This window comes from Fictibacillus enclensis (assembly GCF_030123385.1).
Classification (GTDB): Bacteria; Bacillota; Bacilli; order Bacillales; family Fictibacillaceae; genus Fictibacillus_C; species Fictibacillus_C enclensis.
In genome coordinates, this window is sequence record NZ_CP126109.1 from 4331537 (window position 1) to 4349624 (window position 18088).

Consider the following 18088-nt stretch of genomic DNA (forward strand, 5'->3'; position numbering starts at 1 on the left):
GCAGGACCATGATTGAACTATGTGAAGTTGGCCCACGTGACGGTCTTCAAAATGAAAGCAAACTGCTTTCTGCTGAGGCCAAACTAGACTTAATCGAACGTTTAATTTCCGCGGGCATCCGCAATATCGAGTGTGTTTCTTTTGTGAACCCTAGGGTGGTTCCGCAAATGGCCGATGCCGAAGAAATCGTTTCCCGGCTTCCGCAGCGGGAGGATGTCCGCTATAGCGGCCTGGTTTTAAGCGCTTCGGGGCTTAAGCGTGCTCTTAACACGAACATTGATGCACTTCATGTCGTTACGACTTCCAGTGATACTTTTAATCTTAAAAATGCAAAGCGGACAGTGGAGCAGGCGGTAGCAGAACTGGTTCCTGTCATTGAGGAAGGACGGTCTGCCGGAAAAATTGTGGCCGGCGTGCTCGGCACCGCTTTCGGATGCCCATTCGAGGGTGAAGTCCCGTTAAAAAATGTTCTTGGAATCACAGAAAAATTTTTAGAAGCGGGATGCACCGAAATCACGCTGGCAGACACCACCGGAATGGCCAACCCGGCTCAGGTCGGCGAAGTGGTTTCCCGGTTTTTGGAGGCTTTCGGGCAGGACCTTTCACTCGGCCTTCACTTTCATAACACCCGCGGACTGGGAATGGCGAACATTCTCGCTGGATATCAGGCGGGTGTAAAACGGTTCGATTCTTCCATTGCCGGTCTTGGCGGCTGCCCTTTTGCACCAAAAGCCGTCGGCAATGTCTGTACAGAGGATATGGTGAATATGTTTCATGAAATGGGAATCGAAACCGGAACCGATCTCCAGCAATTGATTGATACCGCCCAATGGATGGAAAACCTGATGGAGCGCCCGTTAGCCGGAATGCTCATGAAGGCCGGCACTGTTTGATTCCAATAATGAAGGGTAACTGCAACGACTGCAGTTACCCTTTTTTAATGAATTATTGTATGCTAAATGAACCAATACTTTAGAAAAGAGGCGGTTTTTTTGAGTTTAGCAGGTTTTAACTCCTTTGACCGGTATGTCCTCCCTCATCTTCCCCTGTTCGCCATCTGTGCTGCGGCTGTATTGATTTATGCCGGCATTCTTTATTACCGGGCGAAAGCGACCGGTATGGGTTTTGGTTTTATTATTGTGGCCGTGATTCTCGTAATCCTGGCGAATATCTATCATTAAAATAAGAGAGAAACTTCTTTCCATATCCCAATGGCTACTGGCTATTTATTTTCGGATTTTGGACAGCAGACGGAGAATTTCAACATACAGCCAGACAAGGGTAATCATCAAGCCAAAGCCTGCGTACCATTCCATGTATTTGGGTGCTCTCCGGTTCACACCGCATTCAATAAAATCAAAATCCAGCACAAGATTAAGGGCAGCTACACCAACGATCACGAGGCTGATCAGAATACCTAGCCAGCCGGTTTCGTGAAGATAGGGAACCTGAAGACCAAAGAAGCGGAGCACCAGATCTACGAGGTAAACAATGAGAATGCCGAGCGTGGCGGAAAGGACTCCGATCCTGAAGTTTTTGGTGACCTTGATCCATCCCAGCTTGTAGACAATTAACAGGCCAAAAAGCACGCTGAACGTGAGGACGACCGCCTGAGTGGCAATCCCTGAATACTTGTCTTCGTACATGGCACTTATGCCGCCGAGGGCCAGTCCTTCAAGCAGTGCGTAAAGCGGGGCTGAAAAGGGAGCCGCTCTTGGAACAAATATGGTGAACAGGGATACGATCAGAGAACCAATCACCCCAACAAGAAGCAGCCCATGTATCTCTTTACCGTCATAGTATTGATTCCATGTATAAAATGCTGTGGCACAAATGAGCACAAGAAGGATGAACGTCCTGTTCACAGTTCCCTGCAATGTCATCGGGTGATTCAGCCCCTGATTTTTCAGATTCGTAAACGTTGAATCTTTTAAACTCGGATTCGCACTTCTCATGGATTCCCTCCTTTTTGTCCATCATACTAAAACTTATGCAGAGGTTCCAATTACATGTTATCCCTCTGTATGGTGATGAATTGGAAAAGGGCTGATATCGGTAAAAAAAAGCTGCCTCAAAAGTATGTTACTTAAGAGGCAGTCTTATTTATGCATTTTTGGTTAACGGAACGGTATCCTGTGCAGCTTCAACACGCTGGCGCTTGGATTTTCTGAAGTGAAGCAGTTCATAGAAAACCGGAACGATAACAAGGGTGAGGACCGTTGCACCCGTCAGTCCGCCGATTACAACTACCGCGAGCGATTTGGATACGAGGCTGCCGTCCTCCGTGTGGGAGAAGAGGAGCGGAAGCATCGCAAAAATCGTGGCAACAGCTGTCATAACAACCGGGCGGAGACGCGTGCCGCACGCTTCGATGATGGCATCGCGGATGATCATCTTTTCCTCGTTCTGCTTCACGCGGTCGATCAGCACGATCGCATTCGTAATCACAATTCCAATCAGCATAAGTCCGCCAATCAGTGCCGTTGGATCTGCCGGAACACCCGAGACCAAGAGACCAAGAACCGCACCAATGGAGGCAAGTGGAAGAGTCATCAGGATCGCAAGCGGTGCCCGGAACGTTTTAAACGTGATAACCATGATCAGATAAACGATCAGGATAGACGCAAGCATTGTCGTTCCAAGGTCCGCAAAATCGCTGGATTGCTGTTCTGCCGCACCACCTTTTTCAAGGTTCATGCCTTTTGGAAGATCTAGCTTTTTGACTTTCTTATCGATGGCAGCAGCCACAGCAGAAAGGTTATCAGGCTTTACTTCCGCAGAAATGCGGATGTATGGCTTTCCATCCTTATGCAGCTCTGTGCTTGGCTTGTTTTCCATCGTAATGTCCGCCACTTTGGACAGCGGCTGAATGCCTTGTGCCGTCTGAACAGAAAGGTCATCAAGATCCGAATCCTTCGACGGGTTGATACCTGCATCCAGCAGAACCGGTGTGGTTTTATCATCGAGCGTGATGGTTCCAATTGGCATTGGCTGAATGAGGGAAGCAATCTGATGCGCGGCCTGCTCGGTGTTCATTTTTTCTGTATCAACTTTAACCGTATAAACAGGGGCGGTTTTATCCTGGTTGCTTGAAACCTTCTTGACCCCTTTCACATCCTTGATTTCATTCATCAGCTCTTTGGATGTGATTGCCAGTTCATTTTTGTCATTCCCCTGGATGTCGTACGTAATTTCAGAGGTTCCCGTGCCGGAGCCAAACATGGTTCCCGGTGAGGCGGTAATCGTTACTCCGCTTTCCTCTTTTTTCGCTTTGTTCACTTCTTTGATGAAATCGTCCGCATTCGCGTCTTCCTTCATGATGGCCGTATATTTCACGACATCCGATGAACTCACGCTGCCATATTTCGCTTCGTCTTCACTGACTCCATATTGCGTCAGCAAATACTTGTAGCCTTTCAGGTCGGCAAGCTTGCTTTCAAAGGTTTTCATTCGATCCTTGATTTCATCTGTCGGGGTATTGGATGGAAACTCCATATTCACAGCTACCATACTGGCATCTTCAGCATTTACCTCACCCTTTGGCAGGGAGACATACATGCCGACTGCTCCGACCAGCACACCAACAGCTACAATAATCGGTACATACTTATGGTTCAACGACCATTTTAACAGGTTCAAATATCGCTTCGGCTCCCCGTGTGCCGGAAGCTTCATATTTTTCAGCATGCCCTGGCTCATCAGCGGAACGACGGTTAACGCTACTAAAAGGGACGCCAGCAAGGAATAGGTGACGGTCAATCCGAACGGTAATAAAAACGCCTTCAGTGAGCCGTTGACCAGACCCATCGGCAGGAACACGGCAACGGTGATCAATGTGGAAGACGTAATCGCACGCGTAACTTCTCCTGTCGCCGCCAGTACATTTTCTTTTGTAAAGGCTTTGCCCTGGCTTCGTCTGAAAATATTTTCTACCACAACGATACTGTCATCCACCAGGCGGCCAACGGCTACCGCCACACCGCCAAGCGTCAGGATGTTTAATGTAACGCCGGACAGCCAGAGAAGAAGCAGTGTAATCGCAAGCGATAGCGGAATGGATACAATCGTTACCAGAGTAGGCTTTACTCGTCTCAGAAACACAAGAATAACGATCGTGGCAAACAATGCCCCAAGCAGCACTTCCTTCATCATGCTGTTTACTGAGTTTTCCACCATTTCTCCTGTTGTAAAAATGGTTTTCGCTTTTACCCCAGGGTACTCCTTATTGATTTTGCTGACCGTATCTCTGACATCATTGCCCGCTGTTACGGCACTGGCGCTGTTTTCCTTAAATACCGTGATGGCCAGGCTTTCTTTCCCGTTAATGCGCAGTACGGTATCTTCCATTTTACTTTGCTTAACGGTTGCTACGTCCTTCAAACGGACCGGAGGTGCCTTCGGATCAGCAGCCTGAACCGGTATAATTAATTTTCCCAACGCACGTACGGAAGTCAGGTTATCCGTCACATTAATCGTGCTTTTTTTGCCGTCAATGGTGGCACCGCCTGCCGTTACAGAGGCATTCTGTCCTTGCAGGACGCTCATTACACTATTGACCGGTATGTTTTTTTCTTTCAGTTTCTTTGTGTCCAGCTTTACTTCCACACGGGAAGTATTTTCTCCAAAAATGCTGGCCTGTGAAATGCTTTTCTTGCTGTCGAAAAGCGGAAGCAGTTGATTTTTCGCTTTTTCCATATTTTCTTTGTTCAGGCCGTCAGCAAACGTAAAGGAGACTTGCCCTACAGGAATCATGGACGTATTCAGCTGTGATACCTGCGGTTTCCCGACGGTTTCAGGGAATTTCAGCGAGCTCACCGCATCCTGCACTTCCCGCTTTGCTTCCTTCATATCGGTTTTCGAATCAAAATTAATCGTAATTTGCGAATAGCCATCACCCGTTGTTGACAGAACGGATGACTTTCCTTTTACACCGGATACTGCTTGCTCTACCGGCTCGGTCACTTTTTCTGTCATTGATCCGGCATCATATCCCTGGCCGATCGTAACCACACTCACCTGCGGATTATCTGCTTCAGGAAGAAATTCCATCGGCAAACGAAAATAGCTTACCGCTCCAATGATAAGCGCTATGATTACAAACAACGTGACCGGGGCTTTATTGCGAAAAGCCCAATTTGTAATAGACTGCATACATTTCCCACTCCCCATCTTCATTTCACCGTGTGTATCTCTTGTTGAAAAGAAACGTCTTGTTTTTCAACTCCCCCTCCTATGTATGTGAGGCAAAGGTCAGCTGTTCGGTCCTTTATACCTAGCATTTAAAGCCTCACAACCCAGTATACTTACAATCCCGGAAAATATAAACCAGAATTTGTAAATATCTTTTAAAATTTTCATATTCCTATCATACGGCCCGGAAGATTCTCCAGAAATGTACTGCGGCTGTATTTCAGCTACGCCTTGAGGCTTATTTTTGTTGGGGAGTGGTTGGTTAGGGAGTTTGCGGGCAGGTTTTTGGAGAATTTTGCGGGCAAGTTTACGGGGTTTTCGGGCAGGTTTCAGCATTTCCCGGGCAACTTTGCGAAACTTCCGGGCAGGTTTGTCGAATCGCTACCCCGTCCTCCCCAATAAAACGCAAAAAAAAGGGGGCTATCCAAAAAGTCTAGAAGCCGTTGATTTTCGTTCCAGGCCGCTCGCTTTCCGTGGGGCGTGCGGTGAGCCTCTTGGCGCACGCGCCTGCGGGAGTCTCACCTGTCACGCTAGTCCCACAGGAGTCTCGCGCCTTCCACTACAATCAACTTTCCTGGAAGCTTTTTACGCAAAAAGGAGCTGCCTGAAGGTCAATTTTTGACTTTCAGGACAGCTCCTCCCTCTTTCTTTTTACCTTATAACGCCCATTTTCGGATTGCTTGCGCTACGCCGTCTTCCACGTTGGTTCCTGTGATCCAGTCGGCTGCTTCTTTTACTGTATCCTGCGCATTGCCCATGGCTACACCAATGCCCGCCTCTGTGATCATGAGGATATCATTCAGACTATCGCCCATCGCCATCACATTATCCATCGTGATACCGAGTTCATTGCAAACACGGTTGAGCGCTTTTGCCTTTGTAACGCCGACCGCGTTGATCTCGATGTTGGTCAGGCTGGAGTTGCTGATCTCAAGCTCCTTATTAAGTGCCAGCTCCTCCAGTACCAGTTTGCGGACTTCATCATCGGCAATATTAAAACCAAATTTCAGCCATTCCATTTCGGCCGCATTTTCCGGAAAGTTCTCGCGCCAAACCTTATCAGTGGAAACGGCCCAAAACTTGGCCGAATGCTTCTTCGTCATCTCGATCAGTTTTGCAATTTCATCGTTATGAAGCGAATTCCGCTCAACCAGGTTTCCCTCTCCATCATAGATTTCACTGCCGTTTACCGTAATCAGATACGATTTTAGCTCAAGCGATTTTGCATAATCACGGCATGTAAGGAGTGATCGTCCCGTACTGAGCACCACATGTACACCTTTTTCCTGTGCCTCCCTGATCGCCAGCCGGTTTTTTTGTGAAATTTCCAGTTCATCATTCAATAACGTTCCATCCATATCCAGGGCAATCAGCTTAATCTCTTTTTGTTCCAGTTCCACTCCCATCAAAACATTCCTTTCTTCAATTTACTCTACCATCAGATTAGCATAGTTTGTCCTCTTTTTCTTTTGCTAGACGCTTTACACTCTATGATGGGTTCTTGAAAAAAATGATTTTTGTGAAGTACTGGAAACCGTAATCCTCCTACTCCTTTTCAAGAGAAGCTGTGTTATCCTAATTAATAATCAGAATAATGTTTCAATAAATCAGGGAGTTGTAGCCATGGATGAACAACTAAGACTGCTGGAGATGGAAATCGAGGGAATTATCAACGAATCCGGCGAAAACATCATCGTAACCGACAGCGAAGGCATCATTTTGCGGGCAGTCAAAAACAGCAAGGAGATGTACGGGATTTCTTCCGAGGAGCTTGTTGGCGCGTCCGTTAAAGAGCTAGAGCAGAAGAAAATTTTCAGTCCTTCGGTTACGCTCAGTGTGCTTCAGCAGAAAGCACCGATTACATTTATGCAAAAAACGGGGACTGGGAAAGTCATCATGACACGCGGTATTCCCCTTTTTAATGAAGATAACGAAATCATCCGGGTCATCAGCTTTTCGCATGATATGACGGAAATGGAAGACCTGAAGGAACAATATGAACAGCTGCAGCAGAAAATGATGCGCTACGAATCGGAAATTGAGCAGCTTCGTGTCAGGGGATCCATCCCGACGGATGTCATCATCAACAGCCGTCCGATGCAGACAGTTTGGGAGCTCGTCAACAAGGTGGCCCGAAGTGAAGCAACGGTGGTATTACAGGGTGAGTCGGGGGTTGGTAAAACCGTGTTTGCCAAAGCGCTTCACAGCGGAAGTGACCGCCGGGAGAAACCGATGATTGAAGTGAACTGTGGAGCCATTCCGCAAAGTCTTTTTGAGTCGGAAATGTTTGGCTACGAGCAGGGTGCTTTTACCGGTGCTAGTGCAAAAGGGAAAGTGGGATTGATTGAACTTGCGGATCAGGGAACGCTGTTTTTGGATGAAGTGGGTGAGCTTCCTCTTTCCATCCAGGTGAAGCTTCTTAAAGTTCTTCAGGAGAAGAAAATTACACGAATGGGCAGCACGAAAACCCGTACCGTCAATTTCCGCCTCGTGGCTGCGACCAACCGAAACCTTGAGGAAATGGTAAAAGCCGGCACCTTTCGTGATGATCTCTACTACCGGCTGAATGTCGTCCCAATCAGCATTCCCCCTCTCAGGGAAAGAAAAGAAGACATTCATCAGCTGACCGAAACCTTTTTAAGGGTATTTAACGAAAAGTATGGCAGTGAAAAGACCATCCATCCTTCAACACTGAAGGCGTTTTGGCAGCATGACTGGCCCGGTAATGTACGAGAGCTCGAGAACCTGATGGAACGTCTTGTCGTTACCCTTGAACAAAAAATGATTCTGCCGGAATATCTTCCTTTTGTGCAAAAAAAGGAAATAGACCATGTCCCGGAAGTTGATACTCCAGCATCCTCCCTCCAGGAAGCACTGGAAGCTGTAGAAAAAAGCTGGCTCCTTCGGGCAAGCCGAAACTGCAAGTCTACGTATGAAATGGCAGAATATTTGGGGTTAAGCCAGCCGACTGTGTTCAGGCGGCTAAAAAAATATGGCATTAATTCAATATTGAATCGATAATTCATAAGTGAATCGAATTTCATCGTGGTTAATTCATTTATGAATCAAACCATAGGAGGATGCCCGTCAAACCGTTTGGCACAGAACTTGCATTAGTAATAATGAAAGCGTTATTAAGTCAGAAAACTATAATTATTCAGTAAAGGGTGGTTATGATGGAAAATCAAAAATCCTATGAACAATTGGCAGAACTCGATAAAAAGCATTTCTTGCATCCGACGACCGCAATCAAACAGCAGCAAGCGAACGGTCCGGAATTTATTTTAACCAAGGGAGAAGGAGTCCGCCTCTACGACCTCAAGGGCAGAAGCTCAATTGACGGCCTCTCCTCTCTCTGGAACGTGAATATCGGCCACGGGCGGGAAGAGATTGCTCAGGTTGCATACGAACAGATGAAAACACTGGGCTACAGCTCCTGTTTCGCCACCTTCTCAAACGAACCGGCGATCAAGCTCGCGGCCAAGCTTGCAGAAATTGCACCAGGGAACCTCACCGCCACATTTTTCACTTCAGGCGGTTCGGAATCCAATGATACTGCCTATAAGCTTGCCCGCCATTACTGGATTTTAAAAGGGCAGCCGGAGCGCAAAAAAATCATTTCCCGTTCACAGTCCTACCACGGGGTGGCGATGGGAGCCACAAGTGCAACTGGCCTGAAACCGTTTCGTGATTTCACTAACTCACTGGCACCTGATTTTTGCTATGTGGACCATTTCTCGCCGCAGGCATTACGAGACAAAATTCAGGAGGAAGGCCCTGAAACCGTCGCTGCTTATATCGCGGAGCCCGTTCAGGGAGCAGGCGGCGTGCACATCGCACCCGAAGGCTATTTTAAAGAAATCCGAAGCATATGCGACGAATTTGGCATTCTTTTTATTACGGATGAAGTCATCACAGCATTCGGCCGTACCGGCAAGTATTTCGGAATCGATCATTATGATGTCGCTCCTGACATGATGTGTTTTGCTAAAGGGATCACAAGCGGCTATGCTCAGCTCGGCGGCGTCATGATCTCCGAAACGATGCACAACGACTTCATCGAACTGTCCGAAGGAACGCTGCTTCACGGCTACACGTACAGCGGACATCCGATGGCCTGTGCGGTTGCACTTAAAAATCTTGAAATCCTCGAGCGCGAAAACCTGATCGACAATGCCCGTGTGATGGGTGAAGAGTTGCTGAAAGGCTTTAAGAAAATTCAATCCGAACGTTCCATCGTCGGAGATGTAAGGACTCTCGGCCTGATTGGTGCGGTTGAGATCGTTAAAAATAAAGAAACAAACGAACGCTTCCCTGAACCATTGGCGCCTAAGGTGCTGGCAGAAGCCGCAAAACGTGGACTGATCGTGCGTTCCGTCGTGTTCGACAATCAGGATACCCTTGTCTTCGCACCACCATTGATTATCAATCAGCAGGAAATCAACGAGCTAATCCAAATTTTAAATGAATCCATTGAGGCCGTCGAGCGTACAGCCGTTTCTGCATCCAACTAACAGCATTGAGGAGTGATACACATGCAATCTTTCATTGAAGTAACGAACCCGGCAAACAACACGGTCGTCGCTACCGTACCAAACGGAGGATTTGATGAAGCACGAGCCGCTGCAGATGCTGCTCACCATGCCTTCAAAAGCTGGTCCAGGCGTACGGCTGAAGACCGAGGCGCCCTGCTCATGAAGTGGCACCAGCTGATCGAAGAAAACAAACAAGAACTCGGGGAATTGATGACCCGGGAACAAGGCAAACCATTGAAGGAAGCGATAGGTGAGGTAACATACGCCAACAGTTTTATCTCCTGGTACGCAGAAGAAGGGAAGCGGATTTACGGTCAAACCATTCCCGCTTCCCATACCAATAAGCGGCTGCTTGTCCAAAAGCAGCCGGTCGGTGTAATTGCAGCCATCACGCCGTGGAATTTCCCGGCCGCAATGATCACAAGAAAGGTGGCGCCTGCCCTTGCAGCTGGCTGCACAGCGGTCGTCAAGCCGGCTGAACAAACGCCGCTTACTGCCATCCGGCTGGCAGAGCTGGCTATTGAAGCGGGCATTCCAAAAGGCGTGCTGCAGGTGGTTACCGGTGACGCAGCCGCCATTTCCGATGCCTGGATGGAGGACACCCGCGTCCGGAAAATATCATTTACCGGCTCTACTGAAGTTGGCAAGCTGCTCATGCGAAAAGCAGCAGATACTGTAAAAAAGATCTCTCTTGAGCTCGGCGGCCATGCTCCTTTTATCGTGATGGAGGACGCCAATATTGAAAAAGCCGTACAGGGACTGCTGGCTTCGAAGTACCGCAATGCCGGCCAGACGTGCGTCTGCACCAACCGTGCCTATGTACAGGAATCCATCGCAGAAGAGTTTACCGAAGCGTTTATCCAAGCGGTTTCCGCCTTGAAAGTGGGAGACGGTCTGGAAGAAGGAACCGACATCGGCCCTCTGATCGATGAAAATGCCGTCAAAAAAGTCCAAAACCATCTGCAGGATGCCATCGAAAAAGGCGGAAGCCTGGCTTGCGGAGGATCCGCCAAAGGGGATTCTCTGTTCATGGAGCCAACGGTTATTGCCAATGCCACGGATGACATGCTGTGCATGAACGAGGAAACCTTCGGACCGCTTGCTCCGATCACCACGTTTAAAACAGCAGAAGAAGCTATTGAACGGGCAAACAATACGCCATACGGCCTTGCGGCTTATCTTTATACGGAAAATTTGACTCAGGCGCTTACCCTTTCCGAAGAACTGGATTACGGCATTGTCGGTTTGAACGATGCGCTGCCGTCCGTTGCGCAGGCACCATTTGGCGGCACGAAACAGAGCGGATTGGGACGTGAAGGCGGCCACTTTGGAATTGAAGAATATTTGGAAGTGAAATATGTTTCCATTGGCTTGTAATCGCTGAACTTCCATTCCGCACAAAAAAGTCAAGGAGGCGAAAAATCAATGAAAAATAAAGAAGGACTTCAGAAACAACTGAAAACAAGGCACATTACGATGATTTCCTTAGGTGGGATTATCGGAGCAGGGCTGTTCGTGGGCGCCGGATCTGTCATCCGTTCAACAGGGCCAAGTGCTGTTCTCTCCTATGCCTTTGCCGGCTTGCTCGTCGTATTTCTGATGAGAATGCTTGGTGAAATGGCGGCACGAAATCCTGACAGCGGTTCGTTTGCCACTTATGCCCGTGAAGCCATCGGGCCTTGGGCGGGATATACCATCGGATGGCTCTACTGGTTCTTCTGGGTCATTGTTATCGCCATCGAGGCTGTGGCCGGCGGAGCGATCGTCCACGGTTGGATTCCTTCCATTCCCATCTGGACGTGGAGTCTGGTCCTAACCGTTTTATTGACCTTAACAAACATCTTCTCTGTAAAATCATTTGGAGAATTTGAATACTGGTTTGCATTGATTAAAATTGTGGCCATCACCCTCTTTATGGGTCTTGGCCTGGCGATTATTTTTCACCTGTTCCCAGGCATCAAAACACCAGGTACGGAAAACCTCCTCGGCCGCGGCGGATTCTCACCAAATGGCGTAAGTTCCGTTTTCCTTGGTGTGGCTACTGTTATCTTTGCCTATTTTGGAGCCGAAATTGCCGCTATCGCTGCAGGTGAATCAGAAGATCCAAAGAAAACAATCCGCGTTGCCATCAAAAGCGTCGTGTGGCGGATTCTCATTTTCTACATTGGTTCCGTTGCCATTCTCGTTACGTTGCTGCCATGGAACTCTACGACAGCCCTTGAGAGCCCGTATGTTACCATGTTGAAGATGGTCAATATCCCTGGTGCAGGATTGATCATGAACATCGTCGTATTAATTTCGGTTCTCTCTTGTTTAAACTCGGCGCTTTATACCAATTCACGGATGATCTACTCGCTTGCCCGCCGTGGAGATGCGCCAAAAGCATTTCTTAAATTAAGTAAACAGGGCGTACCCGTCCGGGCTGTATGGGCAGGAACAGTGGTTGCCTTTATCGCAGCCATCTTTAACTTCGTTTCACCGGACAAGCTATTTCAGTTTTTGATTAACGCCTCTGGTGCCATCGCGTTAATTGTGTATCTGGCCATTGCCATTTCACACATCGTTATCCGGCGCCGGGCCGAGGCGGCTGGCGAAGCCCTGGAGCTGAAAATGTGGCTCTTCCCCGCTTTATCGTATTTTGTGATTGTCAGCATCACCGTGATTTTAATATCGATGGCCTTCATTGGGTCGATGCGTTCGCAGCTTTTCCTCACCTTACTCGTTACAGCTGTGGTGATTGGCTCCTTCTTCCTTTTGAAAAAGAGAAACGCAGCAAGAGCATCATATGAAGATCAGTCAGCGAATACCCTTGCGGATTAGAAGAAATCCCGCCCATAAAGTTGGGCGGGGTTTTTCTTTTTTTTATAATATTTGAAAAGTCAGTTTATAAAAGTTTAAATCTGGTAATCTATCCTCTATAATTAATAAAAGTCTCCCGCTTGTTCAGTATTATAGAACACGGTTTATATAAAACTAATAGAGAAGAAAGGCGATAACATTGACTGAAATAACAAAAAGAAAACGAATGCAGCTTGCACTTCTTTTAGGTTCTCTTGCCCTTTTAGGCCCGTTCACCATTGATACATACCTGCCCTCCTTTCCTACGATTGCAAAGGAATTTGACACGACCGCGTCTTTGGTGCAAATCAGTTTAACCACCTGTTTGCTTGGCCTTGGCGTGGGGCAGCTGATCATCGGCCCCATGAGTGATGTTCAGGGCCGGCGCAAACCCTTGCTTATTTTTCTGATTTTATATTTGGTGGCTTCCCTTACCTGTGCCTTTGCCCCGAATATTTATTTCTTTATCGCCAGCCGGTTTATCCAGGGCTTCTCGGCAGCAGGCGGGCTGGTCGTCTCCCGGGCCGTCGTTCGCGACCTGTACAGCGGCAAGGAACTTACCAAGTTTTTTGCTTTGTTGATGCTGGTCAACAACCTAGGGCCCATCCTTGCCCCGGTAACCGGCGGCACCATTTTAGCGTTCACCGACTGGACCGGTGTGTTTATTGTTTTGGCCTGTATCGGCTTGATCTTGTTTTTGATTGTTTCTGCCAAATTGGAAGAAACGCTGCCGAGTGAGAAGCGCACACCAAGCGATCCGCTTCAGGTTATCCGAAATTTCGGCTCTTTATTGAAAAACCGTCAGTTTCTTGGCTACGCGTTTACACAAGGCTTTATTATCGCGGGAATCTTCGCCTATGTATCCGGAACCCCGTTTGTTTATCAAAATATATACGGTGTATCTCCCCAGGTTTTCAGTATTTTATTTGGCATCAACGGATTTGCCTTAATGCTCGGAAGCCAGCTTGTCGGCCGGTTAACAGATATCATCCCGGAGACGACGTTTTTAAAAATCGGCTTACTCGTTTCCAACCTGGCGGGAGCTGTACTGCTCATTTCGGTACTGTTAAAAGCACCATTGGCCGCCGTCGTTATCCCGATTTTCTTTTTTGTCAGTTCACTTGGGATCATCTCCACGACTTCTTTTTCACTCGCGATGGATGCCCAGGGGCATATTGCCGGAAGCGCGTCCGCCTTGCTCGGTTTATTGCCGTTTATCCTCGGTTCGCTCGCCGCACCGCTTGTCGGGGTGGCCGGCGAAAATTCAGCGGTTCCGATGGGAATGGTCATTTTTTCTGCAAGTTTTCTTGCCTTCCTTTCCTATTTCGGACTGGTCAGAAAACCTTCACAGCGGATTCAGGTTCCTAAGAGTAGAGGAATTTGATTCACCCTCATTGAATTTCTTTTTGAGAAAGGAAGGGTGATGAAATGAACTTTACACTGAACGAAGCGATCGAAGTGCTGGAGCGCACACCCCGGACACTGCAGCATTTTTTATCGGGATTATCGCCAGGCTGGCTTCACTGCAATGAAGGGGAAGGGACATGGAATGCCGTTGAAGTGGTCGACCACCTCATTGAGGGAGAGAAAACCAACTGGATTCCCCGGTTGGAATGGATCCTTCAAGAAGGAGAAGGCCGGCCGTTTCCTCCGTTTGACCGGTACGCCCATTTGAATGAACAAAAGGATAGCACAATCGAAAAAAAGCTGACGGACTTTACCCAGATTCGTGAAAAAAATGTTGCGAGGCTGAGAGTTTTAATGAATGATGAGGGTGATGCGCTCGAACGCAAGGGCACCCATCCCGCTTTTGGCACCGTTAAAGCGAGAGAACTGATCTCCACATGGACGTTGCACGATTTGACTCATATTGCCCAGATCGTCCGGGTCATGGCTGAACGTTATCGTGCCGATGTAGGTCCGTGGGTTGAATATTTGGGGATTTTGAAAAAGTAACTAGATTTGTATGTGGTTTTGGGCCGGAAGCGCGGTCGGCAGTTGACATAATCTGGTTTTAACGGGTAAATTCTTGATTTCGGCTTGTATTCCCAATTCCAGCGCAAAATTTCACCCCCAAAAACCATTCACCCAGCTCCAAAACGGACCAAAAATACATCCAACAAGCAAAAAAGCCTCTTTTTCGGAGGCCTTTTTCCTTATAATCTATCATTTTCACCCCAAAATCAGGTGGCGATCATCACCCAAATGGATAATGATGCATCACTCCCCGGATTTACATACCGGTGCGGCGTCGTACTGGAAAAGTGGATGCTGTCACCTTCCTGAAGGTGAATTTCCTGATCCCCAAGGATGACGATCAGCTCACCCTGAAGCACAATGCCGCACTCCTCACCAGAATGAGCAACCAGTTCGGCCTCCTTCATCTCGCCGGCCTGGATTTCCACCATAAGAAAATCCAGCTTTCCGCTTCGGTTGGGGGTCAGCTGATGGTACCTTACCTTTTCGTCCGACAGCTGAATCTTCCGGCGCTGGTTCTTCCTTACCACCAACCGGTCCTCATCCACCCCTTCAAAAAGATAGGTTAGAGGAACGTTGAGGCAAGTGCATATTTTCCAAAACGTGCTCACAGTCGGGTCCACCAGTCCCCGCTCGATTTGAGACAGCAGGCTTGAGCTTAAGCCAGTTTGTGCCGCTAACGCCTGAAGTGTAAAATTACGCTGCTTTCGCAGTTCCCTAAGCCGCTCCCCCTGAATCAATGTGATTCCTCCTCCCTATCCTTCACGATGGCACGCTACACCATGCTCTTCGGTGATGGCTTCGAATGCAGGGGCTTTTAAGCAAGCATCCATCCGGAAGGGACAGCGGTCAAAAAATCCGCACGCCTCCTCCCCCGTTTCCTTTTCAGCAGGAGGAGCAAAGCTTAACACCGGCCCTTTCTCCCCAAAAATACTCGGCAGTGAGGATAAGAGAATCTTTGTGTACGGATGGCGTGGAGATTCAAACAGCTCACGGGCCGGGCCGGATTCCACAATTCGCCCCTTATACATGACTGCGATCACATCACACATGTACCGGATGACCGACATGTTGTGGGAAATGAACAGGTACGTTAAATTTCGCTCATTTTTCAGTTCCTTCAGCAGGTTAAGCACCTGTGCCTGAACCGAAACATCAAGGGCGGAAGTCGGTTCATCGAGAACGATAAAAGATGGGTCGGTAATGAGTGCCCTGGCAATAGCAATCCGCTGCCGTTGTCCGCCGCTAAACTCATGGGGATAGCGGTCAAGATGTTCAGCCTTCAGACCCACCCGCTTCATTAGCGAAGTGAGCCGTTCCCGTCCGCCTTTTTCCTTTCGCTCTCTGCTGCCAAGCGCCAAAAGCGGTTCAAGAATGATTTCTTTGACACGCATCCGGGGGTCAAGAGAAGATTGCGGATCCTGAAAAACGGTCTGAATATCACCGGGACGGGGACGCATGAATTTCTTCTTTTTCCAAAGCGGTGTGCCCTCAAAGTAAATGCTGCCCTCAGACGGCATCTCCAAACCAATCAGCATCTTACCAAGCGTACTTTTACCGGATCCCGATTCGCCCACAAGACCGACAACACTGCCTTTTTTTACGGTAAGATTGGCATCAACGACCGCCCTCACCGATTGTTTTCCTTTATGAAACGATTTATCTACAGAATGAAAATCGATGAGTGTGTTCAATGGGTATCCCTCCTTAACCAACAGGCAGCTGAGCGGTTAGTTGATACAGGTTCCAGGGCCGGAGCGGAAACGCCGCAAATGTCCATCGCTTTCGGACATCTCGACGCAAAGGCACAGCCAGCAGGACGGTTTTGTAAATCAGGAACTTCACCCGGAATGGCCTTAAGCGGCTCTCCGGGATCCGCGAGATCAGGCAGAGCATGGAGCAATGCCTCGGTATAAGGATGCGAAGGAGCATTCAGCACCTCTTCCGTTATCCCTTCTTCCACCACTTCTCCCGCGTACATCACCATCACCCGGTCACACACATTTGACACCACGCCCAGATCATGGGTGATTAGCAGCACGGATGTGCCCCGCCTGTCATTCAGCTCTTTTATCAACTGTAAAATTTCCTTTTGGATCGTCACATCAAGTGCGGTTGTCGGCTCATCCGCGATCAAAAGGTCAGGCGGTGCGGACATCGCCAGGGCGATCACAATCCGCTGCCGCATACCGCCGCTCAGTTCAAATGGATACTTTTTGGCCACAAGTTCGGGGTCATGGATGTGAACTTCTTTTAACGCTTCGACTGCAAGCTTGCAGGCTTGCCTTTTCGATACACTCCGGTGCCGTTTGATCACTTCAGCCAGCTGATTGCCGACCTTCATTGTCGGATGCAGGGCCGTCATTGGCTCCTGAAACACCATGCCGATTTTCTTGCCCCGCAGGCTCTGCATTTCTTTTGGACCAAGCGTTAAAAGATTTTGCCCCGAATAAGAGATTTCACCGTTTGAAATGTTGGCATTCGAGCCAAGCAGTCCAAGGATGGATAGTGCGGTGACCGATTTTCCCGATCCCGATTCACCAACAACGCCAAGCACCTCCCCTTTTTCAATCGAAAGGCTGACATTGTTCAGTGCTCTGACTTTTCCTCTCATGCCTGTAAAATCCACGCACAGATCTTTCAGTTCGAGTACCATGATGTCCCTCCTAGCGTCCGGCTTTCGGATCCAAAATATCTCGGATTCCGTCACCAATTAGATTGAGCGATCCTGCAGATAAGAAAAGGAACAGGCCTGGAAAGGTCGGATACCACCAAAAGTCCAGCAGGTACTTCCAGCCGATGCTGATCATGGCTCCCCATTCCGGTGTTGGCGGCTGGGCCCCGAGACCAAGGAAGCCGAGGGTTGCGATCATGAGAATCGCATCACCGACATCAAGCGTTGCCTGAATAATGACAGGAGAAACCGAGTTAGGCACAATATGCTTGCCGATAATGCGCCATGGATTGATTCCGAACGACTGGGCTGACTTCACAAACAATTTTTCACGGAGCACAAGCGATTCCCCTCGGGCCAGGCGGACATAGACCGGAATTTTTACAATAGCTATGGCAAGCATGGCGTTTTGCAGGCTCGGACCTAATGCTGCCGCCAAGGCCATGGCCAGAATCAGCGTCGGAAAGGCCATGACCATATCCATGATCCGCATGATGATCACGTCAATCACACCGCCAAAGTAGCCGGAAACGGTGCCAATCAAGATTCCTATTACACTTGCCATGATAATGACCGTAATGCCGACTCCCAGAGAAATTCGTGCACCATACAAAATTCTTGTTAAAATGTCCCGGCCGACTTCATCGGTTCCAAACCAATGATGAAGAGAAGGACCCAGAAACTTTTGCGAGATATCGACCTGAGTGGGGTTATAAGGTGTGAGAATGGGAGCGATCAGAGAGCACAGAACGATCACACCCAAAATCCCCAATCCTGCCCAGGTCATCTGATTTTGTTTCAGCTTGTACCAAAACGGCCGGACCGAGGTAATCGGCTTCGGCTGGCTCGTTTCCGTTTGCAGTGGTGTTTCCAT

General features: G+C 48.5%; 15 protein-coding genes. 8 read left to right on the forward strand and 7 right to left on the reverse strand.

What is annotated here, in order from left to right:
- Positions 1-8 precede the first annotated feature (8 nt).
- Together QNH15_RS22475 and QNH15_RS22480 are read left to right on the forward strand one after the other, a co-directional pair.
- Positions 9-893, forward strand: coding sequence for a hydroxymethylglutaryl-CoA lyase (locus tag QNH15_RS22475; RefSeq protein ID WP_283890694.1), 885 nt, complete (start codon positions 9-11; stop codon positions 891-893).
- Between the two features lie 99 nt (positions 894-992).
- Complete coding sequence (locus QNH15_RS22480) at positions 993-1181, forward strand: hypothetical protein (protein ID WP_283890695.1); 189 nt, start codon at positions 993-995, stop codon at positions 1179-1181.
- Positions 1182-1226: 45 nt separating this feature from the next.
- Here QNH15_RS22480 and QNH15_RS22485 read toward each other — a convergent pair whose 3' ends face one another.
- The 3 genes from QNH15_RS22485 to QNH15_RS22495 all read right to left on the reverse strand — a co-directional run bounded on the left by QNH15_RS22485 (position 1227) and on the right by QNH15_RS22495 (position 6596).
- Positions 1227-1955 carry a Bax inhibitor-1/YccA family protein gene (locus QNH15_RS22485; RefSeq protein WP_283890696.1) on the reverse strand — a complete coding sequence of 243 codons (729 nt, stop codon included), beginning with the start codon at positions 1953-1955 and terminating at the stop codon, positions 1227-1229.
- A gap of 148 nt (positions 1956-2103) precedes the next feature.
- Positions 2104-5151 (reverse strand): efflux RND transporter permease subunit, encoded by a 3048-nt coding sequence (locus tag QNH15_RS22490; RefSeq protein WP_283890697.1) that lies wholly within the window; start codon positions 5149-5151, stop codon positions 2104-2106.
- 695 nt (positions 5152-5846) lie between these two features.
- Entirely contained in the window at positions 5847-6596 is a 750-nt protein-coding gene (locus QNH15_RS22495; RefSeq protein WP_283890698.1) for a Cof-type HAD-IIB family hydrolase, read from the reverse strand.
- 217 nt (positions 6597-6813) lie between these two features.
- Here QNH15_RS22495 and QNH15_RS22500 point away from each other — a divergent pair, with 217 nt between their 5' ends.
- The 6 genes from QNH15_RS22500 (at position 6814) to QNH15_RS22525 (ending at position 14519) form a co-directional block, all read left to right on the forward strand.
- A complete protein-coding gene (locus QNH15_RS22500) occupies positions 6814-8211 on the forward strand; it encodes a sigma-54 interaction domain-containing protein (protein WP_283890699.1) in 1398 nt (465 codons plus the stop codon).
- A gap of 152 nt (positions 8212-8363) precedes the next feature.
- Positions 8364-9704, forward strand: coding sequence for an aminotransferase family protein (locus QNH15_RS22505; RefSeq protein ID WP_283890700.1), 1341 nt, complete (start codon positions 8364-8366; stop codon positions 9702-9704).
- Positions 9705-9725: 21 nt separating this feature from the next.
- Positions 9726-11102, forward strand: a complete 1377-nt coding sequence (locus QNH15_RS22510) for an NAD-dependent succinate-semialdehyde dehydrogenase (RefSeq protein WP_283890701.1) — start codon at positions 9726-9728, stop codon at positions 11100-11102.
- Positions 11103-11150: 48 nt separating this feature from the next.
- Complete coding sequence (locus tag QNH15_RS22515) at positions 11151-12545, forward strand: amino acid permease (protein WP_283890702.1); 1395 nt, start codon at positions 11151-11153, stop codon at positions 12543-12545.
- Positions 12546-12723: 178 nt separating this feature from the next.
- A complete protein-coding gene (locus QNH15_RS22520; RefSeq protein WP_283890703.1) occupies positions 12724-13947 on the forward strand; it encodes a Bcr/CflA family multidrug efflux MFS transporter in 1224 nt (407 codons plus the stop codon).
- Positions 13948-13991: 44 nt separating this feature from the next.
- Positions 13992-14519 carry a DinB family protein gene (locus QNH15_RS22525; RefSeq protein WP_283890704.1) on the forward strand — a complete coding sequence of 176 codons (528 nt, stop codon included), beginning with the start codon at positions 13992-13994 and terminating at the stop codon, positions 14517-14519.
- 227 nt (positions 14520-14746) lie between these two features.
- On the opposite strand, the gene QNH15_RS22530 is transcribed toward QNH15_RS22525, so the two are convergent.
- From QNH15_RS22530 to QNH15_RS22545, 4 genes are read right to left on the reverse strand one after another with little or no spacing between them, the layout of a single operon-like run.
- Entirely contained in the window at positions 14747-15280 is a 534-nt protein-coding gene (locus tag QNH15_RS22530) for a cupin domain-containing protein (RefSeq protein WP_061975184.1), read from the reverse strand.
- A 15-nt stretch (positions 15281-15295) separates the two neighbouring features.
- Complete coding sequence (locus QNH15_RS22535; protein ID WP_283890705.1) at positions 15296-16234, reverse strand: oligopeptide/dipeptide ABC transporter ATP-binding protein; 939 nt, start codon at positions 16232-16234, stop codon at positions 15296-15298.
- Complete coding sequence (locus QNH15_RS22540; protein ID WP_283890706.1) at positions 16231-17196, reverse strand: ABC transporter ATP-binding protein; 966 nt, start codon at positions 17194-17196, stop codon at positions 16231-16233. The genes QNH15_RS22535 and QNH15_RS22540 overlap by 4 nt, the downstream gene beginning before the upstream one ends.
- A gap of 10 nt (positions 17197-17206) precedes the next feature.
- The gene (locus tag QNH15_RS22545) at positions 17207-18088 is read right to left on the reverse strand and encodes an ABC transporter permease (protein WP_283890707.1); all 882 of its coding nucleotides are present in this window, start codon (positions 18086-18088) and stop codon (positions 17207-17209) included.